Below are 25,261 nucleotides of genomic sequence, written 5' to 3'. Positions count from 1 at the left end.
CCTTATTCCTCCCGTCCGGCCTGTTTTTTCTTAGTCAACATAAATGCACGACGAACGGCCTTCCTTAGGTTTACTCCGCCCAATAAACCATAAGGACGGAAGATCATGATAATGACCAACAATACTCCGTAAACCATCATTCTGTAATTGGCCAGAGGCCTTAAGATTTCAGGTGCCGCTGTAAGGACGATAGCACCAATAACTGTTCCGGGGATACTTCCTAAACCACCTAAAACAACAATACTCAGAATATCAACTGACTTCATAAAGCCAAAGTCCGTAGGTTGAATAAAGGTAGTTGTGTGGGCAAACAAAGCGCCCCCTACTCCGGCACAAAAAGCCCCAATGGCAAAGGCCTGGATCTTGTACAAAGTTGTATTGATACCTACTGCAGAAGAAGCGATCTCATCTTCTCGAATGGCTAACATAGCCCGACCATTACGAGAGTTCTCCAGCCAGACCATGAGTATTATAGTAATTACAGCAATAGTCATAACGATGGGAAAGGTTGTTGATCCCTGAATTCCCAGAAAACCAATTGCCCCATTGGTAATCTTCATATTCGTAAACTGAACACGAACTATCTCTGCAAAGCCAAGAGTAGCTATAGCTAGATAATCCCCTGTTAAGCGCAAAGTCGGAAAGCCAATAACAATGCCAAAGAGGCAAGCCACCAGTCCGCCGATTAATACTCCGCCCAGAAAGGGAACGTGATAATTTACAGTAGCAATTGCTGAAGCATAAGCTCCAATACTCATAAAGGCAGCATGACCGAGGGATAACTGACCTGTTACACCGGTGATAAGATTTAGACCCAGGGCCATGATTAAATTGATACCAATAAATAAACCAATCATTAATAAATAGGGTGGCAGAACATCTCCAATAGCATCTGTAATAAAAGCAGTTAAGCCGAGCACACAAAGGAACAGCAAAAATTGTACTAACCAATTATCTAATAACTTTTTCATTGCCATCCCCTCCTAAACCTTCTTGTTGGCTTTTCGCCCCATGATTCCCGATGGTTTGAATAGAAGCACTAATATTAGGATGGCAAAGGCAAAGGCATCCTTGTACTCCGACAAGTTCACAGTGATACCCAATATCTCAGTCAGTCCAATAACTATTCCCCCGATCATTGCCCCGGGGATACTCCCAATTCCTCCAAGGACTGCCGCAGCGAAAGCTTTAAGACCAGCTAAAAGCCCCATATACGGCTGTACTGCATTAAAGTAAATACCGGCTAATACACCAGCTGTCCCGGCTAAGCCAGACCCTATTGCAAAAGTAACAGATATGACTCGGTCAATGTTGACTCCCATCAGGCTGGCGGCATCTTTGTCCTGGGCACAAGCACGCATTGCTCTGCCCATTTTTGTATAGGTTACAAAAAGATGTAAGCCAAGCATCATAAGACCTGCTACTCCAATAATTACGATTTGGTAAATGGTAATCTGAAAATTTCCGATTTCAAAGATTCTATTCTCAAACAATGTGGGGAAACCTCGAGTATTGGGTCCCTTAACTCGAACCATAAAAGAAGAAAGAAAGATTGATACACCAATGGCGCTAATCAGGGCGGAAAGTCGTGACGAACGACGAATAGGTTTGTAGGCGACCCGCTCAATGACAACTCCCAGTATCATAGTAATAAGGGTAGCACCCAGTAAGGCAGTATAAACATTGACATAATTAGTCAGTGCTAACACTAATCCGGCGTATGCACCAAACATAAAGATTTCACCATAAGCAAAATTGATCATACCAATAATTCCGTACACCATTGTGTAGCCTAAGGCAATAAGGGCATAAATACCACCTAGGGCGAGCCCGTTAACAAGTTGCTGCATCAGATTGTTCAAAATCGGCAAATTCGGCGCCCTCCTTAAAAAATAACAAGTAGATTATTTAGACTTTTCTGAATTTCTCTTAATGTTAGTAGCAGCACCGATCCAGAGGACCTTGTGCTGCTACTTCTTTAAGTTCATAGGAACAAACTCGTCTTAGATTATTTTACTTCTACAGGCACTTTCTTGAGTAAGGCGAACTTTCCATCTTTAACTTCCAACAAATATACTGGGCTCTTAATTGGCTCACGACTTTCTTGGAAAGTAATAGAACCGGAAACTCCATCATAGTTCTTAGTTTTGGCAAGAGTATCCTTGAATTTCACAGGATCTGCACTATTAGCTTCTTTGATTGCTTTGGCGATAATCATTAAAGCATCATATCCTTGAGCAGCAAAGAGATCCGGCAATTCATTGTTATATTTGGCTTTAAAAGCATTAATGAACTTTTCTGTATTAGGTGTTGGTTGCTCCGGAGAGAACCCTGCATAGGAGATAGAACCTTCTACTGCAGCTCCACCAATCTTCATGAGGTCATCCCCTTGGAGTCCGTCTCCTCCAACCATTACAGCCTTAATCCCTACTTCACGAGCCTTCTTCATGATCAAGGCTCCTTCAGTATAGTAACCGGAGAACACAATAACATCGGGGTTGGCCGACTTAATTTTGGTAATCTGTCCGCTGAAATCAGTGTCTTTGTCTTGAATGAATTCTTCAATTACGATGTTTCCGCCATTTGATTTAATTGCATCACTGAAGATCTTTGAGAGAGATACACTGTAATCGTTATTCTTAGAAGTAATTAAGGCTACATTTTTCCAGCCTTTATCTTGGATAACATATTTCATAGTTGCCGGAGCAGCAATTGTATCCAGCAAAGTGTCTCGGAATACATAAGGCCCAATTTCTACTACATTAGTTCCTGTTGAACCGGCGGACATGATGACTGTATTTTTGCTGTTAGCAATCTGTCCTGCAACACGAGTAATCCCTGTAGTTGGGTCACCAACAATAGCAACAACCTTGTCTTGGCTAATTAACTTGTTTGTAATGTTAATAGCCTGGTCTTTTTGACCGGCATTGTCCTCTTCGACTAACTCAACTTTACGTCCAAGGACACCTTCTTTATTAAGTTCTTCGATTGCCATGTTTAAACCTTTTAATGTGTTCAATCCATAGATTGCCACATCCCCCGTCTTGGCACCCAAGAAACCGATTTTAATCGGCTCTTTGCTCTCTCCTCCGCTAGGTGCTGTTTCGGCAGGCTTACTTGCTCCACAGCCACTCACTAGGATTAAAGCGGACATAATGAGACTTAGGACAACCAGTGCTTTGCTCTTCTTGATAAACATTTTTTTCCCCCTTTTATTATTGAAATATAACTGTATGTATTATTTGACAGAATCACAAAAATCCCTGCTGTACTACTTAAATAATATTGTATTTTTTTCTGATTTAAAGGATTTTTTAATAAAATATTAGACAGTGTTTAAACACTTTTGTGCAAAAATGTTTAAACACCCACTGGTCAACTAACACTTCTTAAGGTACATTAATAGATACGAGGAGTGGTGGATTATGAAATCTTTAGCCCTTTCATTAGTAATGGATCAAAACGCGTTGGTTATTCCAGCCAACCAAAGTCTGCAAACCGCTTTAGAGAAGGCAAGTACTCATCATTTGATTGTAGTCACTGAAGATCAGGTTATTGGTGTCCTCACTAAAGAACAAGCTGCCTTAATCTCGCCTTCCAGTCAGTTATTACATAACCTTCAGTGGATCCCTCCACTAATAATCGAACCTGAGATGGATACAATCGCTTTTTGCCAGGAACATCTTCATGATTTACGACCAGTCGTTGTCAGGAGTACCGGTGGAGAGATACTCGGGATTGTTACTCCAACCCTTCTAATTGAGAGTTTGTTTAACTCCTGGAAAATAATCAATACCTTTTTTGACACCCTGCTTGATACAGTTAACGAAGCAATCGCGGTTGTTACTCAAGACGGGGTTGTTAGTCATTGGAACTCGAAAGCTCAGGCTATGTATTCCATTGCTGATCAATCAATTATCGGAAAGCCTATTTCCAATTTCTTCGAACGTACTGCCTTAGCAACTTTATCAATTCTTGATGAAGGAAGACCCATCCGCCAAGCCTATCACAGACCACGCCCCGAAACCCATGTCCAAATTAATGCATCTCCTGTAATTCTGGAAGGTGAGATTATAGGAGCTATTTCCGCAGAACAAGACATAACTCAAGTAGTTCGTCTCAACGAGGAACTCTCAAATGCCAGCTCACTGTTGTTAGACCTTAAACAAAAGACTGACCCTTCCAAGGACCCCTTCACTAGAATAATCGGCAAAAGCCATCCGATCCAACGTACAATTTCGATCGCTCGAAAAGTAGCCGGCAGTGAGGCTACGATTCTAATCACCGGCGAAAGCGGGGTAGGAAAAGAACTCTTTGCTCAAGCAATCCATAAGGATAGTCCCCGGGCTACTAAACCGTTTATTGCTGTAAACTGTGGAGCTATTCCCATTGCTCTCTTTGAAAGCGAATTATTTGGCTATAAGGGAGGGGCCTTTACGGGGGCTGAACGCAAAGGCAAACCCGGCAAAATGGAATTGGCTCATGAAGGCACCCTTTTCTTAGATGAAATCGGAGAGTTGCCAATCCAGCTTCAGGTTAAGTTACTAAGAGTTTTACAAGATAAGTGCTTCTATCGGGTGGGAGGTACAGAGGCAATAACCGTAGATACGCGAATTATCGCCGCAACAAACCGTGACTTAGATAAGATGATTAAGAGCGGAGATTTTCGCGAGGATTTGTACTATCGATTAAACGTAATTGCTCTGGAAATCCCCCCTTTACGCCAACGGACAGAGGATATTCCTGATTTATTACAATCCTTTCTTAAAGAATTCACAATCAAATATAAGAAACCCATCCCTATCCTTGATCCTGAGATAATGATTAATTTCTTAAAGTATGATTGGCCGGGAAACATCAGAGAACTTAGGAATGTTATAGAACGACTGGCTATTCTTGCCGAAGGAAAAATGCTCAATAGCCAGTATCTGCCTCCCCAGCTATCATCCTTAAATTATGATTTACCCTCTCCGGTTACTTCCTTAGCCTCTCAAATCATCCACCGTAATCTCCATCAGGAGAATTCAGGAGAAATGAAACGCATCGTCATAACCTTAGAGAAAACTAACGGCAACAAGACAGCCGCCGCAAGACTTCTTGGCATCTCCCGGGGAACCCTCTACTACAAACTCAAACAGTATGGCCTAGTCTAAATGTGTAAGGGAATGTGTAAGGGGGACGGTCCTTTTAACACACTTTAAAAGTGTGTTAAAAGGACCGTCCCCCTTACACTTACACTATTTCTTCAACTTAGCCAAGGCATCTGCCAGCGCCGTATTTATCAATCCAGTCTCCTGCTGATTTTGCAGGTATTTATTGACATCCTTTTTATTGAGATTCCCTTTCTCAGCTTCTCTGCGTTTCGAAAAGGAAGACAGCTTTTCGCGATATCCGCAGACACAGGAGAACAGCTTATTATCTCCTTCTCCTTTAATTTCCATCTTTTTATGACATTCCGGACACCGGGCATTGGAAACCTGTGAGATTCCTTTCCTATAGCCGCATTCTCGATCTTGGCAGACCAGCATCTCTCCTTTTTTGCCTTTGACTTGCAAAAGATACTTACCACACTCCGGACACTTATTTCTCGTTAGGTTATCATGCTTAAAGGTCTGGGCACTGCCGATTACTGTGGATACAAGTTGAGTTGTATATCCTCGAATCCCTGTCAGAAAGGACTGACTTTGGACTTTCCCTTTACTTATTTCTGTTAATTGTTGTTCCCATCTGGCAGTTAGCACCGGAGATTTCAGTTCGGCAGGAACTAGACCTACCAGCTGAATTCCCTTGGAGGTAGGTACTATCTCTTTACCTTGCCGAGACATGTAAAAGGAATTAAACAATTTTTCGATAATCTCAGCGCGGGTCGCAGGAGTTCCCAGGCCGTGACTTTGATCCATTGCTTCCCTCAATTTTTGATCATCAATTAATTTCCCCGGATGCTCCATGGCTGAAAGCAAGGTGGCCTCAGTATGTCTGGCAGGAGGCTTAGTTTTGCCAGATTTCAATTTGACGACCAAATTTTGAAACCTATCCCCTTTGGCGATTTCCGGAAGGTTTTGCTCATCTTCATCATCTGAGTTGTCAGACTCATTCCCAAGACGACTCTGCCCCTCATAAACTTTCTGCCAGCCTTTAAGTTTCACAATTTTCCCTTTGGCAGTAAATCCTTCTCCATTAATAACAACTTTTATAAGTGTCTGTTCATATTCAAAGGCCGGAGAAAGGACGGCTAAAAACCGTTTAACAATTAGATCATAAATCTTCAGTTCCTCTGAACTGAGTCTAGCTAAGGTTGGTGGCTGTTCGGTGGGAATAATGGCATGGTGATCAGAAACTTTAGAACCATCCACAAACCTTTTTGTAATAATAGGCTTATTGCGTAAAATACTTCGGGCCAAATCAACATAAGGCCCCAGGGCAACACTTTTTAAACGCTCAGGTATAGTGGCGACGATATCTTCACTGATATAACGCGAATCAGTTCGGGGATAGGTAACTATTTTATGATTCTCATACAATTGCTGCATCACTGAGGATGTGGTTTTAGCCGAAAATCCATATTTTCGATTGGCATCTCGTTGCAGTTCCGTCAGATCATAGGCCAAAGGAGGGAATTCTTTCTTTGCTTCCTTCTTTACCTCGACTACTTCTCCTACTTTGCCAGAGATTTTAGTTAATAGTTGGTCGGCTTTATTTTTATCAAAGATACGAGTTTGGCCTTTATGATCCTGCCATTGAAGTGTAAATCCCTTTGCCATAGCGTTAATAGTCCAATAATCTTTAGGAACAAACTTTTTTATTTCATTTTCTCGCTCTACGACCATTGCTAAGGTAGGTGTTTGCACTCTTCCTGCCGAAAGTTGAGCGTTATACTTACAAGTTAACGCTCTGGTGACATTCAAGCCCACTAACCAATCAGCTTCTGCACGGCATTCCGCCGCAGCATATAAAGACTCATATTCTTTTCCGGGTTTTAAATGATTAAAGCCTTCTTTGATGGCGCGTTCGGTTAGAGAGGAAATCCATAGACGCTTGATTGGCTTTCTCCATCCGGCTTTTTTGATAATCCAGCGTGCTACTAATTCCCCTTCTCGCCCTGCATCTGTGGCAATGATCAAATCTGTAATCTCCGGACTCTTCATCAGGTTCTTGACCACCCCAAATTGCTTGGAGGTCTCTTTCATTACCACTAATTCCATTTTAGGCGGAAGCATAGGCAAGTCTTCTATCTTCCATGATTTGTATTTTTCGTCATAGGATTCGGGATCCGCTAAAGTTACTAAATGCCCCAGTGCCCAAACCACCACATACTTTGGGCCGATAAAGCATCCGTTACCCTTCTGATTACAATTAAGAATTCTCGCAATTTCACGACCAACGGAGGGTTTCTCTGTTAATACTAAGGTCTTTCCCATGTCATATCTTCCAATCTTTATATAATTGAGCATTTGTAAAAAAGCTTATTAAACACTAATATTCTTATAACTTATTATCGACGAACCTCGAGGGCTTTTTTTGATAATTGACAATGATTATTCCTAGAGCAACTAGGGCTAAAGCCAGAAACATATTAACTGCCAGATGTTCCCCCGGAATTAATAAGGCTGATAAAATTGTTCCTGAGACGGGTGTCATAAACTTATAGACACTAATTTCTCCTGCTTTATTATATTTTAATATAGCATACCATAAAGAAAAAGCTACTGCGGAAAGAACGGCGGAATAACCCAGGAGTAAAATGGCTTTATTGGAAAAAACAATGGCCTGAGGTTGCAAACCCGGCAATCCTACTGCTATTAGAAGCAATGAACCTAATATCATTTGCCACCCAGTCAGTACAAAGGGATGAACCTCTTGCGAAATTCTTTTTGCTAAGATCGTACCTAAAGCGCTCACTACCCCAGAAAAGATCATAAAACCTTCACCCTGCCAGGAAAATACGAAAGTGAAGTTTTGGCCTGAATTTATTAAGATAATCCCCAAAAATCCCGCTACTAGGCCAGCTATTTTACGAATATCTAATCGATCATCTCTGTAAACGAAGTGGGCTAAGACCACTACAAAAAAAGTGCTTGCCGAGGATAAGATTGCAGCTTTCATGCCGGTGGTATGAGCTAACCCATTATAGAAAAAGAAGTATTGCAAGCTAATTTGCAGTAAGCCCAATAAAAAAAGCTGGGGAAGTAATGTTTTCCTTACTTTCGGTGTTTGCCCTAGTCCTACAATAGTTATAAGAAAAATCAGAATACCCGCTAAGAAAAATCGTATCCCAGCGAAGACAATAATCGCTGAACGATCATCGGGTGCTATCTTTAGCTCCAAATAACTTACTTTTAAGACTGGAAAAGCGCTACCCCAAAGAACAGCGCAAAAGAGGGCTATAATAACGACCCAATATTTGTTGGTTAAGTAGTGTCTCAGACCATGTTCTTTTTTTGGTAAAATCAACCTCTTCTGCAGTCCTTCCAATTAAAATTCACCAATAATCTATTCTTTCAATAATAGTCCTAATAGGGCCATTGGTCAAATCTCAGATTCAAACCAAAACGCAAAAAGAACCTACTTCTAGGTTCTCTTCCTCTCTCTTTCATATCACTTAAAGCTATTAAGCATTTCAATTAGTTGATCAGAAAGAACATACATTTTACTTAGATATTGCTCAGCCTCTTCCTTTCGGCCTAAGCTCATTGAATTAACAGCCAGCTTGGCCAGTTCATGAAAATCAGTATGAAGGCCATTTATCGTTTGGCTATCAATCTGACCGTAAAACCCTTGCTCTGAATTTAACCATTTACCAAGTCTGCAGGAATTATAATCACCTGCCTCTTGGGGATCTATCCTATCATTATTAATGATCATCGAGTCAATACGCCAAACCCATAATTGGTGATCAGTAATTGCCAAACTTATGATTTCCGAAGGTGCTAGGTTTACTTTAAAGCGCAAATTATCTTTACGCATCCCTTCGATAAGTATTCCAATTTCACTCAGTTTTTTTGCCGATTCTACCGTCTTTTCTACAGTCTTAGAATAATTAACTGAAACATTATCAATAGTTGCTGCAATTTCGTCAAAGGTAGCGGCTTGCTCCTCTGTCATAGGGGCTATATTTTCTACCTGTTCCTCAGTAATTTCTATACTTCTTATTAATCCATCAAGGGACCCTTCTATAATAGTGGCCTTTGCTGCTGCAGCCTCAGTAGAACAACTAAGACTTTCAATATGCGAGGTTGTTAACAAGGATTGTTCTGTCAAGTTTTTAACTTTGCTGGCAATATTTTGTACAGACTTTTGTGTTTTCTCGGCAAGTTTACCCACTTCCTGCGCCACTACTGCAAACCCTCGTCCAGATTCTCCCGCTCTGGCTGCCTCAATGGCGGCATTAAGAGCTAATAAGTTGGTCTGCTTAGCGATATGACCAATCATATCAGTAATTTCTCCAATTTTTAAGACATATTCCTTCTGTTCTGCATTTTCACCACGCAGGATGTTAAAACTAGTTTTTATCGTATTGATCTGTTCCAGCAGTTCTTTGACATTTGCAACACCTGCATAGGTATTGCTTTTTGCCTCTGCAGCAGAATTTGTTATCTCCTCAGTTATGGAAGATGCTACACTTTCAATAGACTGAGCCGTATTAACCACTGCATCGGTTATTTGCTTAATCTCCTCTACCTGCTCTCGAAGACCATCATTTTGCAGGCGTATAACTTTCAATTCTTCATAGGTAGCTGAAACGATTTTTGTAAGCCCCAGAGTGGTGTTTTTAAATGCCAGCTCATAATTATCAATAAGCTGATTAATTTTTTGAGATAAATCCACTAATTGAAAAGAACTTTCTGATCCTGAGGAACTAATCCTTTTACTCAAATCGCCATTACTCACTGCATCAATAATCCCCATTATCACAGTCAATTCGGACTCACTGTCAGTAACAACTTTACTATTAGCTCTTCTTCTTTTGAACACTTATATCTACCTTCTTTACTAGATTTAGAACATTAAAACTAGAAAGATTTAACTACCCAACTAACCGCTCCAGGAATCCTACTAACTTATACAACAGAACATCGGACTTTTGAAATAAGTATGATTTGGCACATTAATAATTCTAGCAGTAGATATTGATAATCATTATCAATATCTACTGCTAGAATTATAGTCAATTTGTTATTAAGTGTCAACCCACTCGTTGTCACTTATTTCAAGTCCTGCAGTCTTCTTCTAAATTGATCTAATAGCACCTTTATCCAACTTTAGGAGCAATGTGAAAACTTGGCCCCAAAAATTCAAAGTTAGTTATTACTATTTAAAAAGCGGTCTATTTCCACTGTCCAAATAGACCGCTTTTTCTTTGCTGTTATAGACGTGAAATCTGGATGTAAAACCAAGACTTACAAGTTTTAGAACCAGCCCCTTATAGGACTATCATCTTAAGCTTGAATCACGTCAATCCATTGACCATTGGTTAGTTCTTCTAATTCATCTACAGTCAGCTTAATAGCAGTGTTTGAGGCTCCTGCAGCGGGAAAAACAAAGCTATACGCTTGCAGTGAGTAATCCAAATAAACCGGGATCGGATTCTTTAAGCCAAAAGGACATACTCCCCCAACCGGATGCCCGGTAGCTTCAGAAACTTCCTCGGCCTCGGGCATCTTTGCCTTAGAGTGAAATATCTCTTTGAACTTTTTGTTATCCAAGCGCTTATCTCCGGCCATTAAAACCATCACAAAATCGTCTTTAACTTTGAAGAGTAAGGACTTAGCTATCTCACCTGGGGTTACTCCTAGTGAATCCGCTGCCTTTGCTACCGTACTTGTATCCTCAAATCTTAAAATTTCGATATTTTTTTTATTTTGGGCCAAAAAGACCGCCACCGAGTCCACAGACATGATCAAAATCCTCCAATTTAAATATGGTTTCCCCAACACAGATCTTCATTTAAACAGATAATTGCCTTCGAATACATGGCACGATCAATAACAAATTGCATGTTCACCTGGCGAAGAGATTGGGACACACATTTTATATTGATATTATTTTTCGCCAAGGCATTAGCTGCTCTGGCCAAAATCCGAGGCATTGCAATATTTGAGCCTATAACGCAAACAATTGCCGCCTCCTGAACAGTTACAGTTCGGTACTCAGCTATTAATTCAGCTACCAATAATTCAGCGAGATCCGCTTGCCAAATTGCCAGGGAAATACTATTAGCATTCGTCGTCTTCATGATATAGCTAATATCATATTTCTTGAACTTCTCCATGATTCCCAGGTCAAATCCAGGTTCGCCAACCATAGATGTATCGTGAATTTCTAAGATCATAATTCGATCTGAACCGGCAATGATTTCAATTTTGGCCTCAGGCCCAATATAATCATTCGAAATAACCGTTCCCGGATGGCTCGGTTCAAAAGTATTCTTGATGCGTAGGTTTATTTCTGCCATTTCTAGTGGTTTAGAAGCGTTGGGGTGAATGGCTTCCATTCCTATGTCAGCAAGCTGATCTGCCACATCGTAATTTGTTCTACCGACGGGAATTGCCTTATCGACACCTACAATTTTGGGATCAGCTGAAGATAGGTGATATTCTTTATGGATTATTGCTTCATCTGCATGAAGATGAGTGGCTATTTTCGAAAAGGTTATTTCTGAATAACCTCTCTCGTATTCTCGCATTATCCCTTCGATTCCTTTGGTGTAACCGGTTGCCACAATGATTGCTTCATGAGGATTTACATTCTTGAATGATTTTTCGATCCGATCACTAATTGAAAGTTGTTTAGAATCACGGAAACCCGTGAGATCCATTAACTCTGCTAAAATACCATTATTGCGAAGAATATTTACGGTATTAAAAGCCGAGTGAGCTTCTCCAATTGATGCCAGCAACTCTCTTGCGGCTGAATAGATACTGTCTCTTCCTACATAACCTGATGCTATAATATCCTCCATACTGTTAAGGTATGCTTTTGTTTGTACAACACGTTCAACTAAGAAATCTCGACATACTTTTTGATCTAACCCAAGTTCGACAAATGATTCATTGATATTTAGAGCCATACTTAACAAGTCGTCCATCGCTGCTTCATAATCTTCACCTTTGATGAAGCGCTGATAAATACCCGGTGCCTTTGTCTTTTTATCTTCAAGAAGCATGTTGGTTAACCCTGCATACGCTGAGACAACGAACACTCTTCCATAACGAAAACCATCTGAACTTGGGTATCCGATAATATCTTTCAAGACATTTTTAAATTGCAGCATAGATGTTCCGCCGATTTTTTCCACTGTTAGCATAATCTAATTCGAACCCCTCTTCTGTTTTCTTATTTCTTATTTCTTATTTCTTTCTTATTTCTAAACTACCATAATTCGTCGAAACTCATAACAATCCTTCAAGCTTTCATAATTTAATCATTCTGTTATAGATAACAAGCTTCTGACTGTGTCCAATTATACGCTAAAAATTCTCAATGATCCAATTCTAAAACAACTTTACTCATAAAATCAATCTAAATTTTACTCATCATAGAAGAATGAAGAACTCCAATTTCGAGAATGAGCTTATATTTTGATCAACTAAATAAGAGAGGCCATCGAAATGTAAATAAACACATCCGACAGCCTCCTGATTGTAAGGGAGCCCTCATTTATAAGGGAGACCCCATCTAATTGCTAAACTTAAGCAATAGATAACCTATGCATAAGCATAGAAGGTTTTATATCTTTACGTCGTATGCGACGTGCCGCCAGATAATCCAGGACTCGCTCTGGGGAAGTGTTGAGAATATCTTGTCCCGATATTCCAGTCTCTTGAACTAACTCTATGGCTTCACTAAACTCACCGACTCGATCACAGTAGTGAGCATCACTTCCCAAAATTACCGGACTTCTGTACTTTGCCATATAGCGAGCAATCGATTTGCAATTTTTTCGAGCTGCATCTTTTTCATGTATTGTTGATAGAGAACTATTATTAACCTCCAGTGGGACATTTAGTAAGGCAGAAGCATAGGCAATTTTTTCAAGATCCATTTCAAAATCTGGTCGTCCGGGATGAACCATTATATCCGTATATGGATTTATCATTGCCTTGATATAAGCTTGAGTATTTTCTTCACATGTTCCACCTGGATAACAGATAGGGTGCAGCCCAACAAGGATAAGGCTCAACGTCTCTAAATATTTTAAGGGCATATCTAATTCCCCTTCAGGATTGATGATATTTGCTTCAACCCCCGGCATGATTTTTACACCAAATAACTGATCAGGGATAATTGTTAAGTTTTCAAAATGGAAAAGGTGAGGTGCCCCCGGCATACTCGGACCATGGTCTGTCATTCCCATTAATCTAAGTCCTCGACGTGAGGCTGCCAGCGCATTTTCTGTTACAGTACTATACGCATGTCCGCTTGCAAGGGTATGGGTATGCAAATCAACTAACATTTCCATTCTAACACCTCATTATCTCTCAAATTAATTACAATAATCTTTCTAATACCTATCATAAAGGATAATTGTTAATGAGGTATTATCACTTGGTAAAGTTTAATTTAAAGTTAAAGATTAGGGTTATTGATAATTTATAGCATTATTCAAGTGAATTCAGGGAATAACTATTTTGTTAGTGTACAATGATCCTTACGAAATGATGAGGTGTTAAATGGATAGCATTCTGTTAAAAAATTGTTTGACCATTGACCTGAAAACGGGCAATAAAGAACTTAAGGATATTCTGATAGAAGAGGGAATCATTCGCAGAATTTCTACAACTATCGGAAAGCCCTCTTCTCAATGCAAAACAATCGAAATCGGAGAACGTTATGTCCTCCCTGGATTAATCGATTGCCATACCCATTTGGGCATCATAGAAGAGGCTACCGGTAAAATAGGAGTCGATAACAATGAGACTTCCGACTCCGTCACACCTCATTTACGAGGGTTAGATGCTATCAACCCTCAAGATATTGCGTTTGTCGATGCTCTACGAGCCGGAGTGACAACAGTTATGACAGGCCCTGGCAGTAATAATGCTGTTGGGGGATTAAACTTAGTGATTAAAACCCAGGGAAGGATTATTGACCAAATGATCGTTCGAAATCCCGCAGGCTTAAAAATCTCACTTGGGGAAAATCCCATGAGTACCTATGGGGCCCATGGAAAGTGTCCAGTTACGAGAATGGGTATAACCGGACTGATCCGAGATCTTTTCATGAGAGCTCAAGACTATCTCGAATTAAAGCAAGCAGGCCAGATCAAATACAGGGATATTCGCTTAGAAGCAGTAATCCCCGTTTTAACCGGTCATATTTCATTACGGGCCCATGCTCACAGAGCTGACGATATCGTGACTGCTGTCAGGATTGCTGAAGAATTTAAAATAAAGAAGCTGGTAATCGAGCACGGTACGGAAGCCCATTTAGTTTCCGATTACTTAGTTGAGAGGAACGTTCCAGTAGCATTTGGACCCATGCTTACCCCTAGAATTAAAATGGAGTTAAAGGGCCGCAATTACAATTCGGTTTTGAAGCTTACTGAAGCAGGGGTAAAAGTTTCCTTAATTTCTGATCATCCCTACAATTCTATTGATCAGCTTAGAACCGTTGCTATTTTAGCTATCTCCGAAGGGCTATCCCATGTTGATGCGATAAAATGCCTGACTGTCCACCCAGCAGAAGTATTGGATTGTAACAATCGATTGGGACAACTTAAAGAAGGGTATGACGCAGATCTTGCCATATTCTCTGAGAACCCCTTTAACTCAATGTCCAAGGTAATAATGACGATCATCAATGGTAAAATTACCTATCAAAAGGATTAATATGAAGTTTAAAATTTCATAGATGCGCTGCGCATTAATTTTCTAGTCTTTGTTAGTGACAAAGGGGGTCTTCAGAAAGCATATCAAAAACTCTCTAAAATTGATCGCAAGAAGGGTCTGAAACGCTAAAACGTTTCAGACCCTTCTTGCGATCAGGATATTTGATCATGTCATACCTAAACTCTCGTTTTCATTATAATAGCGACTTGAATTAGCTAACATAAAAAGCGGATTACGCAGGTAATCAATTGGGTATAAGTCATCTCTGGAAGAAATAAGAGCCATAATCTTGGAAATCTTTGTCGATGGATCAATGGCTAAGATTACAAATACATCTTTTGCTGGAGTTAACGGATAGATTATATTATTTTTGTTAAAAACATCATGATAAGCATCTAAAGTAAGCACCCGAAAATCCTGATTACGCCAACGAGTATCATAAAGTTTAAAGGCTTGATGGGCAACTAAGGTGAGAAACATGTCCTCAGTCAAATAGAGCTCGATCCCCATCATATAACCTTCTTGATCTAGATCATTCCAAAATTCACAATGAAATCCTTTATCCACTGCTTCTCTATAAGTTTTAGTAGCTAAACGCATTTGACTCAAACTCTGCCCCATACTGTTCCATTTAATCCTTGGAATGCTAAGACTGCTTACATCATAAAAAAGACCAATTTCGCTTTTAGCGAGGGTATACTCTTCAATAGAGTCATTTGGCATTAGGTAGATATAACCCATTTGCATGTGATTATCGCAGGTGATAAGCAAGGAAAATCCCCCCTAAGCTTCGTATTCTAGCATTACTAGTAATTCTGCACAAGTGTAGTATTTCCTCTATATTCAATGATACAATAATCGACATTCCTTTACAACTTAGACACTATATTGAAGAGAGTGAACTGCCATTGAGGTATATACTTAATAATTTGAAATAATTATCACGACAATAGACGGGAATGCTTAGATGATTAATGCAAATTTTGTATTAATTTTACTATGTAAACGGTATATCACATCTAAAAAATCTCCTCCAGATAATTACAATTACATTCACATATTAGACGGATAGCCTTGGTTTATGTTATGCTTAAGTGATCTTCATTTCCTAAAAACGATCAAAGGAGTATCCTATGTCTCGTTTTACTCTTACTGAACAATTAATTCTTGAACTAGCTGATAGTGATCGTGTGTATAAACTAGGCCAGGCTTATTACACTGCAGGCAGAGTTATTAATTTCTCTTTTTCAGGCGAAAAGGGAATTGTTAATGCCTCTGTCATAGGAGGTTTACGTTACATTGTGCAGGTTGCCTTTAATCGTGAAGGCACAATTCGTTCTTACCGCTGCACCTGTCCGGCTTTTACAGATAGTCCCGGAGCATGTAAACATGTCATTGCAGTGTTAAAAGCTTCTCAGCAAAAAATACCCTCCGACTGGCCTAGCCCTATCCCCTCTAACCATATAGTAAACGAACTTCTAAGCGCATTCGCTAATCACCCTCAAGAATCCATACAGGATAAACTAACTTTAAACATTGAACTTCAAACTATTCCTTCTCATCGACTTTCCACTCACCTCCAACTAAAACTAGGTCTGCAACGTCTTTATGTAGTTAAAGACATCGGACAATTGCTTAAGGCAATCAAAACCGGACAATCAATCGAATTCGGTAAGCAATTTACCTTTGAACCTTCAAGGCAAACCTTCAAGGCTGAAGATCGCACCGTTATTACCATGTTGCAAGAGATGTACGACCAGCATGCAGCTATCGCCGAAATGCAGGGGCCCTATTATTACACGCCACTGTTAAATCAAAAGACCTTGCCTTTAACGGGCTACTACTTATCTAAGTTTTTGGACGCACTAGGGGACAGTGTATTTCTCTGGAGAATCGGTTCCTCTTCTCTGGAGCCTACGCAGATTAATAGACAAGGTCTACCTATGGAATTCTTATTACAGCCTCAAGGCCCAGACCTTTCTTTATCCCTTAACACAGACGAATTGCCGATTTTATTAACACCTAACGGCAGGTATTATGTTTATCAAGATAAAATATTCCAAGCCTCATCCACACAGAAAGACTTAGTACCTGCGCTCATTAAAACATTACGAGAAGGGGCTTCAACCCAGATCCTTATTCCTGCTGCGCAGAAAGAGTATTTCGCCTCTGAAGCCTTACCGTTGATCGGAAAGCTCGGGCAAGTTTCGATAGACCCCTTATTAGACGAGAAATTTTCTCACGAAAGTCTACAAGCCAAGATCTACTTTGATCGGGCAGTCGATATGGGAATCACAGCTCGCCTAGAATTTCAATACGGGGATATTATCATTAACCCTTTTGCTTCGACTCGAGAAAACAATAGTGTTGTTGGTAATGATGACATGATCCTGATACGTTCTTCTGAACAAGAACGCAGGATTCTCAGCATTCTCGAACACGCCGACTTTATTGTTTCTAAAGGGAAAATACACCTTACGGATGATGAGAAAATCTTCGATTTCACTGTGAACTGGCTTCCCCAACTTCGAGAACTGGCAGAACTATTCTACTCCGATCAATTTAAGCTCAAAGTTCGAACTTCAACAAGCTTTTCGGGGCAAGTACGCTTAGATGAATCACTGGACATCTTGGAAATATCCTTTCAATACACCGATATTCCACAAGATGAATTAGCCAACATCTTTGACTCACTCCATTTAAAGAAGAAATACCATCGTCTTCGTGACGGTTCATTCCTTGATTTAAACCAACCGGAACTAATCAACGTTTCAGAGCTTCTCGATAACTTGAATCTCAGTGCAGATAACCTAAATCAAAATACACTTAATTTACCTAAGTACCGAGCTATGTATATTGACAGTTATTTGCGTAATGCTAACCTGCCAGGGGTACAACGAAATAAAGCTTTTAAGCAATTAGTGCAAAGTATCCTTGAACCTCAGGATGGGGAATTCGAAATCCCTGAAGAACTCGAAACAATCCTAAGAGACTATCAGAAAACCGGCTTTAAGTGGCTAAAGACTCTGGCATCCTACGGCCTGGGAGGCATCCTGGCTGATGATATGGGATTAGGGAAAACTCTTCAAGTTCTCTCATTCATACTATCTGAAAAGCCTAATGCTAATAATCCAGCACTTGTGGTGGCCCCCACATCGTTGATTTATAATTGGCAAGAAGAAGCAAAAAAATTCACCCCTACCTTGCGAGTTCTAGTATTAGATGGCCCCCCCCAAGAACGACATGCCCTAATAAAGGGTCTTGAAGAAACACAGTGGGATCTTGTAGTGACATCTTATCCTATCTTAAGACGGGACATTGATGAGTTCTCGAACACCGAGTTCTCGTACTGTTTCTTAGATGAAGCGCAGCATACTAAGAATCCACAAACACTCAATGCCAAATCAGCTCAACAAATTCAAGCTAAAGGGTATTTTGCCTTAACCGGGACACCCATTGAAAACTCTCTGTCTGAGCTATGGTCGCTCTTTAATTTCGTTATGCCAGGCTATCTTCTCTCTCATCAAGAGTTTAAAAAGAAGTACGAAATCCCCATCATTAAAGGCGAAGACACATCTATTATTACAGAGTTAAGTCGACATGCTAACCCCTTTATTTTAAGACGTTTAAAAAAGGACGTGCTAAAAGAACTCCCTGACAAGATTGAGACCCAACTAAGCGCTCCCTTGACTGAAGAACAGAAAAAACTATATATTGCATATTTACAAGAAGCAAAAGGATTAATCGCTCAAGAAATAGCTACCGTAGGTTTTAACAGAAGTCATATTAAAATTCTCGCTGCCTTAACCAGGCTTAGACAAATTTGTTGCCATCCGTCTATGTTTATTGAGAATTACTCCGGAGAGAGTGGCAAAATGCTTCTATTACAAGAAATTCTTACAGACGCTTTGGACAGCGGTCACCGGATTCTAATTTTCTCCCAATTCACAACCATGCTGGATATTATCCAAAACCACTTGAAAACCAATAACATTGAGCATTTCTATCTTTCTGGTTCTACTAAAGCAGCAGAACGCCTGAACATGGCCAATTCCTTTAATGCTGGTCAGGGAAAGGTCTTCCTGGTATCCTTAAAGGCTGGTGGTACCGGATTAAATCTTACCGGAGCTGATATGGTTATTCATTACGATCCCTGGTGGAATCCTGCTGTGGAAGATCAGGCCACAGACCGAGCACATCGAATTGGACAAAATCAAGCTGTACAGGTAATCAAGTTAATAAGCCAAGGTACAATTGAAGAAAAAATCATCGCCTTGCAGGCCAGAAAAAAAACACTGGTTGATTCCGTTATACAACCAGGAGAAACTATGATCTCTAAGCTCACTGAACAAGAATTGCGAGAGCTTTTTGAAATAAATTAATAAAACTAAAAAAATGCAATTATATTAGATCTTTTCCCTGGGCCAGTTTAGCGGGAAAGGCTGTATAAAATGTTGTTCCCTCAGGCCCGGTTTTAAAATCAAAGCTCGCTCTATGTCTTTGGGCAATACCTGTAGATATTACAAGCCCCAGACCTGTTCCGCTTTCTTTGGTAGTAAAAAAAGGAGTACCTATCTTTTCCTGAATTACTTGAGGTATCCCCTTCCCTTGATCCTTGATTTCTAATACTACTTTATCCTCTTTTAAATGGGTACAAATCCTAACATGCCCATTTTCCGCTGTCGCTTCCAGTCCATTTCTGACAAGATTTAAGATAAGCTGCTTTATTTCATTTTCGTTAATCATTATATTGGGAAGGGTGTTTAGTTCCACAACGACTTCTTTATTATTGTTAAAGGCATCAGCTTGTAGCATTGGTAACACTTTGTTAATTACTTCGTTGAGGTTCTGAGACTTAACATTATCTGAGTTTGATTTAGCTAAGGATAAAAAATCAGTAATGATTATATTTGCTCGATCAATTTCTGCAATCATCAAATCCATATATTCTTTATCATTTTGGTATTGGGCCTTGGATCCAAAAAACTGTAAAAATCCTTTGACCGTAGTTAAAGGATTACGGATTTCATGGCTAATCCCCGCAGCCAATTGACCAATTAAATTAAGTCTTTCTAACCTGTCAATCTCTTGTTGTTGGCGCTTTGCCTCCGTAATGTCTCTAAAGAAAACTGTTAAACCCTCATTATACGGGTAGGCATGAAATTCATGGTCTTGATTAGGATTTGCCAATCCTCCTGCTTCCCAATGGACGGTTTGATTTTCATCCATAGCTTTGAGGATTTTTTCATAAGATATAGAATCTTTGAATTCCGGGAATACTTCCAGTATATTTTTCCCCACAAGGTCTACGTTGCTCTTCCCCATAAACCTTTGAGTTTCCTTATTAACAAAGGTAAATTGCCAGTTACGATCTATAGCATAAAAACCGTCAGAAATACCTTCCATAATTTTAATGAAATTTATTTTAGAGATTTCTAAGGCTGAATTCACTTCTTTTAAATCATTTGTGAAACTTGTAATTTTCTTTAAAACTGGTTTAAGTTCAGGTAATTTATTGAGTATTTCTTCTTTCCCACTATTACCATGCATTATTATGTGTCCGAATTTTTCCAAATACCACTGAAGCTGCTTCATATGTTTTCTAATAGAAATCATAATTAACGCTGATAAACTTAAGGCAAGAATGATAATTGCACTCATTACATTAAAGGACGTTAGCACTAAGTCTGAATTATGTGCATAACCAAAAACATAACCCACTAGTCTTCCCTGCTCATATATAGGAAGACTAACCTTAATTATCTTGTTGTCTTTTGAAATGCTATTAATCTTATTTAGATCCAATTCAGAGTTAATTTCGTTAAACGAAATAGTATTTTTATCATTATCTAAAAAAGCCTGATTCAATTCATTATCATAATAGCCTATACTATGGTTATAGTTATAGTTATTGTTATTATTTTTAATTATCGACTGGACAATAATGTTTATTTGTCCGATTTTATTATCCTTTGATAAACCAATGTCTTTTTTAATTTTTTCAATTTTCCAAATACTTAATTGAGTTTCACCTTGGACACTTGAAACGATCGACAATAATTCATAATTAAATTTGATTGCCTGTTTCTCCCAAAAGTTTTGTCCATAAAAGAGAATGAATAAGATAAGAAATAAAAAAATACTGACTATAACTTTAAATAGGGTAATTTGAATAATTGGTTGTTTTACCAAATAATCTTTGATATTTATTTTAGCCATCATATGATCCTCCAGCAGTTAATTAGTTGAAGACGGCTTTTCAAATATTAAAAGCTGAGTTTCCCAACTCAGCTTTTAATATTGTTGGCTTCCAAAGCTTTGGACTATCTTTGCAACGATTTTGGAGTTTTAGGTTGATAAGCCCAAACAGCACAAGCAAATACCGACGAAGCACTTCCAAGAAACATTAATATTGTTGCAATTACTGTAAAAATATTTTTTTTCATATGCTATTTCACCTCCTTTTTATTAAATATAGGCAGCAATGTTACGCACTGATAAAATACACCCATTACTGCACTAACACTAAACAACAAATTTTCTGTTAAGTAAACTACGATGAATGTCATTATTATGAATACTATTGATAACATTTTAAGATTTCTCTTAAAATGAATAGAATTAATCGGCTTAGATTCGCTGTCAACCGGAGCTAATAAAACAATCATTATAAGACAAATACTCAAAATTATATAAAGCGCATCTTCTGAACTGAATAACTTATATTCAACCATTTTCTTCGCTAAAATTCCAATAGAAGTATAAATAAAAGAACCAAATACCAAGCATTTTGAAGGTGTGTTGAAATGCGCTCCACCTGATACTCTTCGCAATAATCCACCGAAAGCCGCAGCGACAAGAATAGCCATTAATGCATTCGAAAAAACTCCTAAAAGTACCAGTGAAGATACTCCTAACAAGAATAATAATAAATTTTCAATGGCATAAGCTATTATTTCTTTCTTATCACTATTTAAATCTAATTCATTAGTTATTATTTCGGTGAGTTTATTGCTAATGTTCTCAGAAAAGTTCATTGATTTCCCCTCTTCTTTTTATGAATTTATCTAACATGTAGGCAAAAACAAACATGAGGAGTACTTGGGGTTCGGTAATAATGATTCTTAGCAGAAGATTCGAAAACAATTCTTCGGGGTTTACTCCAAAAATTGGCATCAACAATGATAACCAGAAAAATTCCATGATTGCTAAAGCTAAGAAACTTAATAGACTAGCAATTAAAGATAAACTAAAATCTCCTTTTCCTATCCACGTTAACATAACGAATAACAAAACGACTTGTAAGATCGTGTGTACCCCAAAAGGGATTAGAAACAACCTAACAGTATAAGAGATGAGTGCTATAACAGATCCAATTGCAATAATCCGATCCCATTTTAATGGTATCCTTGCAATTACAAAGGCTAAAGTAACTATAGCGATAAGTTCAGGTATACCTTGTAAGATAAATGCAATTAATGGAATATCAATAAATAAACACCCTCTTTTTTAAAATCAAGAGAAACCTATAAAGAAAATGGACAAAAATAACTCCTGTCCATAATGAAAACAAAATCGTTAACCCTTTAAGTAATCTTCTTTAATAAGAATGTATTAAGGAGATAAGTTACTAGGAATAGAATTATTACATGAATATCACCTAAGATAATTCTTGGGGCCTGAAAAGGATATAAGGCTTTTGGAGTAAGTCTAGAGATAAGCTCAAACAAAGGTAAACTTGCTGTCTCAAAAATAATAAGAACTAAGCTACTTAATAAAGTCGATATAAATGATTGACTCAAATCCCCTTTGCTCAACCAAGTGAGAACAATAAATAATATCAAGATGACCATTATGGTATGTATCCCTAAAGGGATCGGCAATAGTCTAATGACAGAAGCAGAAACAGCTAGTGTTATACCTACCAGGACAATTTGAATAAGCTTCAAAGGAATCCTAGATATTACAAAAGCTAAGGTTGTAATTGCTATCCCTTCAGGTATACCTTGCAATAGTAGCAATAGTAAAGTAATCATAGGATTTCAATTTTACTCCTCCGCGTACTTGAATTAACCTTTTATTCCCTCATGGAAATTATTTTTTTATGTTATTATCTCACACACTATATGTCGAAATCGCGTAAATCCTGTAACTGAAAGTCTCTTATTTAGCATTTATTGTTAAATATCATCCAATTGGAAATACTAAATGCCCCTAACGCAATAACCTGCTTAGAGGCCCTATCTCCTTCAGCCCCCAATTTTAGAAGGTAATTTGATAGATTTATACCCAATCTTTCACCATCCAAAACCCGTCTACGTATGTTGTAATTAAACCTATTAAAAAGGCGGGAATCAAATTGGATGCAAGCATCATATGAAGATAAACTCTATTCTCTGACGGCGACAGGTCAAATTCGCCTGCGCAGGCGAATTTGACCCGTTACCAAGCTCTCCTCTGCTGGTGTGTCTAGAAGAGCCTAAGTCACGCCCCCGCCCAATAATCCTGAGAATATCAAACCAGAATAACCCTCAAAAAAACCGACAAACTAATAAACAAAGTTTAGATATGTATGCAACAAAATAAAACCCCATCCCTTATCAAGGATAGGATTTTATTGATAGTTCTTTAATGGTTTTAATTGGCCTCTGTTTATAGCTTGAATTTAACAACTGCACTCATCAACTTATCACCTAGGGCGGCAAGAGCTTCTGCTGATTTACTAACGGATACCATCGTTGCTGCCTGTTCCTCTGAAGCAGCGGCAACTTCTTGCGAGCTGGATGCTGCCTGCTGAGAGGTCAAACCAATATCCTCAATAGACTGTGCTGCTGCTGAGGTTCCCACAGCCATTTGTTTGGTAGCCTCAGTAATCTGTTCAATTTGACGAACAACTTGGTTAACCTCTGCAACAATGGTCTGAAAAGAACTTCCGGCCAAATTAACCGCTTCAACTCCTGCAGCTACTTCAACTTTACCCTTTTCCATTACTCCAATAGCAATTTCTGTCTCTCTTTGAATGTTCTCAATTAGATTAGCAATTTGAACTGTGGAATTAGACGATTGTTCGGCTAATTTACGAACCTCTTCTGCAACAACCGCAAATCCTCGCCCTTGCTCTCCTGCTCTGGCAGCCTCAATTGCTGCATTAAGGGCAAGTAAATTAGTCTGATCGGCAATCCCTCTGATTACATCAACAATTTGTCCGATTTGCTTTGATTCATCTCCTAAGCGAGCTATTACCTCCGCAGATTGAGCTGAAACCTCGCGAACTGCTTCAATCTTGTGTACAGCATTCTCAGCTTGGAAAGCTCCCAACTCAGCAGCCTGAGCTGCCTTTTCACTACTTTGACTGACAGTCTCAGCATTTTTTGCTACTAGTTGAGCATTCGCGGACAATTCTTCAATAACGTTAACAGTCTCAGCCATGGAAGTAGCATTTCTGGTTGAACTCGATGCAACTAAACCAAGACTTTCCGCCATTTGCTCACTGGAAGCAGTTGCCTCTTCTGAAGCCGCTGATAATTCCTCACTGGTTGCAGCTACACTTTCAGATTGAGTTAATACTTCCCCAATAACTGCTCTCAGCGAGTGAACCATTTCGCTGACTGCTTGAGACAAGACACCGATTTCATCTTTATTCTTAACCTCTTGAATTTCCATGCTCAGATCCCCTTCGGCCACAGACTGAGCAACTTTCGTAACAGCGACAAGGGGCTTACTGATATGCTGTGCCAATACATACGACAAGACTGCTCCAACTAAAACTGCAAGAACAACAAAAATTATCAGCAGCTTTTCAACGGAATCTTTAGTAGTTTGAGCATGATGAGTTGCCGCAGCACCCCCGGCAGCCATAGAAGTCATCTGATCTTCCATATCTTTGAGTAACCGATCAAAACTATCTTTACTCTTTTGAGTCAGAATGGGTCTGGCCTCTACATCCTTGCCAACTTGAGTCAACATCCAGACCTGTTCTGCATCCTCTATAAAGGTATTGAAGGATTTTCGCATCTCCTCGCTTTTTGCTATTCCTTCAGGAGTTGTAACATAGTTATTGTACTCAGAAAAATCTTGCTCCCATTTGACTTTAGTAATTGAAAATTTAGTCTTGTGCTCCTGAAAAGCCTGGGCATCTGCACGCATCAGAAATCCACCCAAAAGATAGCGACGAGTATCTTCGGTATCCTCAATGACTTTGGCTAGTGAGGTTGTTGCCTTCAACCAATGCTCACCTAAGTCTTCAGCTTCCTGATTTATCTTGTAAACACCATAGTAACCAACAATACCTACCAACGCGGTCAAGAGTAAAACCACCAGAAACCCTAACAATAATTTAATTCGGACACCATAGTTTATGGAGGATTTGGAAGTAATAAGTTTGTTGTCCATATCAGCGCCTCATTTTCTTAATCAAATAATTCTATAATTGG

At 39.1% G+C, this 25,261-nt stretch carries 19 protein-coding genes; 3 read left to right on the top strand and 16 right to left on the bottom strand.

Going from position 1 to position 25,261, the window contains the following annotated elements; translation table 11 throughout:
- Nucleotides 1–2 precede the first annotated feature (2 nt).
- From BLS16_RS11145 to BLS16_RS11135, 3 genes are all read right to left on the bottom strand, one after another.
- Nucleotides 3–971 carry a branched-chain amino acid ABC transporter permease gene (locus tag BLS16_RS11145; RefSeq protein ID WP_092333207.1) on the bottom strand — a complete coding sequence of 323 codons (969 nt, stop codon included), beginning with the start codon at nucleotides 969–971 and terminating at the stop codon, nucleotides 3–5.
- A gap of 12 nt (nucleotides 972–983) precedes the next feature.
- The gene (locus BLS16_RS11140; protein ID WP_014903891.1) at nucleotides 984–1,871 is read right to left on the bottom strand and encodes a branched-chain amino acid ABC transporter permease; all 888 of its coding nucleotides are present in this window, start codon (nucleotides 1,869–1,871) and stop codon (nucleotides 984–986) included.
- A 137-nt stretch (nucleotides 1,872–2,008) separates the two neighbouring features.
- On the bottom strand, nucleotides 2,009–3,199 hold the full coding sequence (locus BLS16_RS11135; protein ID WP_092333205.1) for an ABC transporter substrate-binding protein: 1,191 nt from the start codon (nucleotides 3,197–3,199) through the stop codon (nucleotides 2,009–2,011).
- A 226-nt stretch (nucleotides 3,200–3,425) separates the two neighbouring features.
- On the opposite strand from BLS16_RS11135, the gene BLS16_RS11130 reads away from it, so the two are divergent.
- Entirely contained in the window at nucleotides 3,426–5,153 is a 1,728-nt protein-coding gene (locus BLS16_RS11130; protein WP_092333203.1) for a sigma 54-interacting transcriptional regulator, read from the top strand.
- A gap of 84 nt (nucleotides 5,154–5,237) precedes the next feature.
- Here BLS16_RS11130 and BLS16_RS11125 read toward each other — a convergent pair whose 3' ends face one another.
- From BLS16_RS11125 to BLS16_RS11100, 6 genes are all read right to left on the bottom strand, one after another.
- Nucleotides 5,238–7,418: a DNA topoisomerase III gene (locus BLS16_RS11125; protein WP_092333201.1), complete on the bottom strand. Its 2,181-nt coding sequence runs from the start codon at nucleotides 7,416–7,418 to the stop codon at nucleotides 5,238–5,240.
- Between the two features lie 64 nt (nucleotides 7,419–7,482).
- Nucleotides 7,483–8,451, bottom strand: a complete 969-nt coding sequence (locus tag BLS16_RS11120) for a DMT family transporter (RefSeq protein ID WP_092333327.1) — start codon at nucleotides 8,449–8,451, stop codon at nucleotides 7,483–7,485.
- Between the two features lie 144 nt (nucleotides 8,452–8,595).
- Nucleotides 8,596–9,972 carry a methyl-accepting chemotaxis protein gene (locus BLS16_RS11115; RefSeq protein WP_092333199.1) on the bottom strand — a complete coding sequence of 459 codons (1,377 nt, stop codon included), beginning with the start codon at nucleotides 9,970–9,972 and terminating at the stop codon, nucleotides 8,596–8,598.
- Between the two features lie 464 nt (nucleotides 9,973–10,436).
- A complete protein-coding gene (locus BLS16_RS11110) occupies nucleotides 10,437–10,895 on the bottom strand; it encodes a YbaK/EbsC family protein (protein ID WP_092333197.1) in 459 nt (152 codons plus the stop codon).
- 17 nt (nucleotides 10,896–10,912) lie between these two features.
- Complete coding sequence (locus tag BLS16_RS11105) at nucleotides 10,913–12,304, bottom strand: aspartate kinase (protein ID WP_092333195.1); 1,392 nt, start codon at nucleotides 12,302–12,304, stop codon at nucleotides 10,913–10,915.
- 384 nt (nucleotides 12,305–12,688) lie between these two features.
- A complete protein-coding gene (locus BLS16_RS11100) occupies nucleotides 12,689–13,459 on the bottom strand; it encodes a phosphatase (protein ID WP_092333193.1) in 771 nt (256 codons plus the stop codon).
- Between the two features lie 211 nt (nucleotides 13,460–13,670).
- Here BLS16_RS11100 and BLS16_RS11095 point away from each other — a divergent pair, with 211 nt between their 5' ends.
- The gene (locus BLS16_RS11095) at nucleotides 13,671–14,828 is read left to right on the top strand and encodes an amidohydrolase (RefSeq protein WP_092333191.1); all 1,158 of its coding nucleotides are present in this window, start codon (nucleotides 13,671–13,673) and stop codon (nucleotides 14,826–14,828) included.
- A gap of 165 nt (nucleotides 14,829–14,993) precedes the next feature.
- Here BLS16_RS11095 and BLS16_RS11090 read toward each other — a convergent pair whose 3' ends face one another.
- Nucleotides 14,994–15,599: a hypothetical protein gene (locus tag BLS16_RS11090; protein ID WP_092333189.1), complete on the bottom strand. Its 606-nt coding sequence runs from the start codon at nucleotides 15,597–15,599 to the stop codon at nucleotides 14,994–14,996.
- A 362-nt stretch (nucleotides 15,600–15,961) separates the two neighbouring features.
- On the opposite strand from BLS16_RS11090, the gene BLS16_RS11085 reads away from it, so the two are divergent.
- Nucleotides 15,962–19,210: a DEAD/DEAH box helicase gene (locus BLS16_RS11085; RefSeq protein ID WP_092333187.1), complete on the top strand. Its 3,249-nt coding sequence runs from the start codon at nucleotides 15,962–15,964 to the stop codon at nucleotides 19,208–19,210.
- Between the two features lie 19 nt (nucleotides 19,211–19,229).
- On the opposite strand, the gene BLS16_RS11080 is transcribed toward BLS16_RS11085, so the two are convergent.
- The 6 genes from BLS16_RS11080 to BLS16_RS11055 form a co-directional block, all read right to left on the bottom strand.
- Nucleotides 19,230–21,050 (bottom strand): two-component system sensor histidine kinase NtrB, encoded by a 1,821-nt coding sequence (locus tag BLS16_RS11080; protein WP_092333185.1) that lies wholly within the window; start codon nucleotides 21,048–21,050, stop codon nucleotides 19,230–19,232.
- Nucleotides 21,051–21,151: 101 nt separating this feature from the next.
- A complete protein-coding gene (locus tag BLS16_RS11075; RefSeq protein ID WP_092333183.1) occupies nucleotides 21,152–21,274 on the bottom strand; it encodes a cyclic lactone autoinducer peptide in 123 nt (40 codons plus the stop codon).
- Between the two features lie 3 nt (nucleotides 21,275–21,277).
- Nucleotides 21,278–21,865 (bottom strand): accessory gene regulator ArgB-like protein, encoded by a 588-nt coding sequence (locus tag BLS16_RS11070; protein WP_092333181.1) that lies wholly within the window; start codon nucleotides 21,863–21,865, stop codon nucleotides 21,278–21,280.
- A complete protein-coding gene (locus BLS16_RS24240) occupies nucleotides 21,852–22,109 on the bottom strand; it encodes a hypothetical protein (protein ID WP_242876263.1) in 258 nt (85 codons plus the stop codon). The genes BLS16_RS11070 and BLS16_RS24240 overlap by 14 nt, the downstream gene beginning before the upstream one ends.
- Nucleotides 22,110–22,414: 305 nt before the next feature.
- Nucleotides 22,415–22,864: a hypothetical protein gene (locus BLS16_RS11060; protein ID WP_092333177.1), complete on the bottom strand. Its 450-nt coding sequence runs from the start codon at nucleotides 22,862–22,864 to the stop codon at nucleotides 22,415–22,417.
- A 616-nt stretch (nucleotides 22,865–23,480) separates the two neighbouring features.
- Nucleotides 23,481–25,220 carry a methyl-accepting chemotaxis protein gene (locus BLS16_RS11055; RefSeq protein ID WP_092333175.1) on the bottom strand — a complete coding sequence of 580 codons (1,740 nt, stop codon included), beginning with the start codon at nucleotides 25,218–25,220 and terminating at the stop codon, nucleotides 23,481–23,483.
- Nucleotides 25,221–25,261: the final 41 nt, after the last annotated feature.

The organism is Desulfosporosinus hippei DSM 8344 (assembly GCF_900100785.1).
In the GTDB taxonomy this organism is placed as follows: domain Bacteria; phylum Bacillota; class Desulfitobacteriia; order Desulfitobacteriales; family Desulfitobacteriaceae; genus Desulfosporosinus; species Desulfosporosinus hippei.
The sequence above is the reverse complement of the archived record's forward strand: the minus strand, read 5'-3'. Positions and strand labels throughout refer to the sequence as shown.

Coding starts and splice junctions, on each gene's coding strand:
- BLS16_RS11125 (WP_092333201.1), bottom strand. CDS start 7,418: ATGGGAAAGACCTTAGTATTAACAGAGAAACCCTCCGTTGGTCGTGAA.
- BLS16_RS11095 (WP_092333191.1), top strand. CDS start 13,671: ATGGATAGCATTCTGTTAAAAAATTGTTTGACCATTGACCTGAAAACG.
- BLS16_RS11100 (WP_092333193.1), bottom strand. CDS start 13,459: ATGGAAATGTTAGTTGATTTGCATACCCATACCCTTGCAAGCGGACAT.
- BLS16_RS11070 (WP_092333181.1), bottom strand. CDS start 21,865: ATGAACTTTTCTGAGAACATTAGCAATAAACTCACCGAAATAATAACT.
- BLS16_RS11135 (WP_092333205.1), bottom strand. CDS start 3,199: ATGTTTATCAAGAAGAGCAAAGCACTGGTTGTCCTAAGTCTCATTATG.
- BLS16_RS11105 (WP_092333195.1), bottom strand. CDS start 12,304: ATGCTAACAGTGGAAAAAATCGGCGGAACATCTATGCTGCAATTTAAA.
- BLS16_RS11075 (WP_092333183.1), bottom strand. CDS start 21,274: ATGAAAAAAAATATTTTTACAGTAATTGCAACAATATTAATGTTTCTT.
- BLS16_RS11085 (WP_092333187.1), top strand. CDS start 15,962: ATGTCTCGTTTTACTCTTACTGAACAATTAATTCTTGAACTAGCTGAT.
- BLS16_RS11060 (WP_092333177.1), bottom strand. CDS start 22,864: ATGATTACTTTACTATTGCTACTATTGCAAGGTATACCTGAAGGGATA.
- BLS16_RS11130 (WP_092333203.1), top strand. CDS start 3,426: ATGAAATCTTTAGCCCTTTCATTAGTAATGGATCAAAACGCGTTGGTT.
- BLS16_RS11055 (WP_092333175.1), bottom strand. CDS start 25,220: ATGGACAACAAACTTATTACTTCCAAATCCTCCATAAACTATGGTGTC.
- BLS16_RS11145 (WP_092333207.1), bottom strand. CDS start 971: ATGAAAAAGTTATTAGATAATTGGTTAGTACAATTTTTGCTGTTCCTT.
- BLS16_RS24240 (WP_242876263.1), bottom strand. CDS start 22,109: ATGTTAACGTGGATAGGAAAAGGAGATTTTAGTTTATCTTTAATTGCT.
- BLS16_RS11080 (WP_092333185.1), bottom strand. CDS start 21,050: ATGATGGCTAAAATAAATATCAAAGATTATTTGGTAAAACAACCAATT.
- BLS16_RS11110 (WP_092333197.1), bottom strand. CDS start 10,895: ATGTCTGTGGACTCGGTGGCGGTCTTTTTGGCCCAAAATAAAAAAAAT.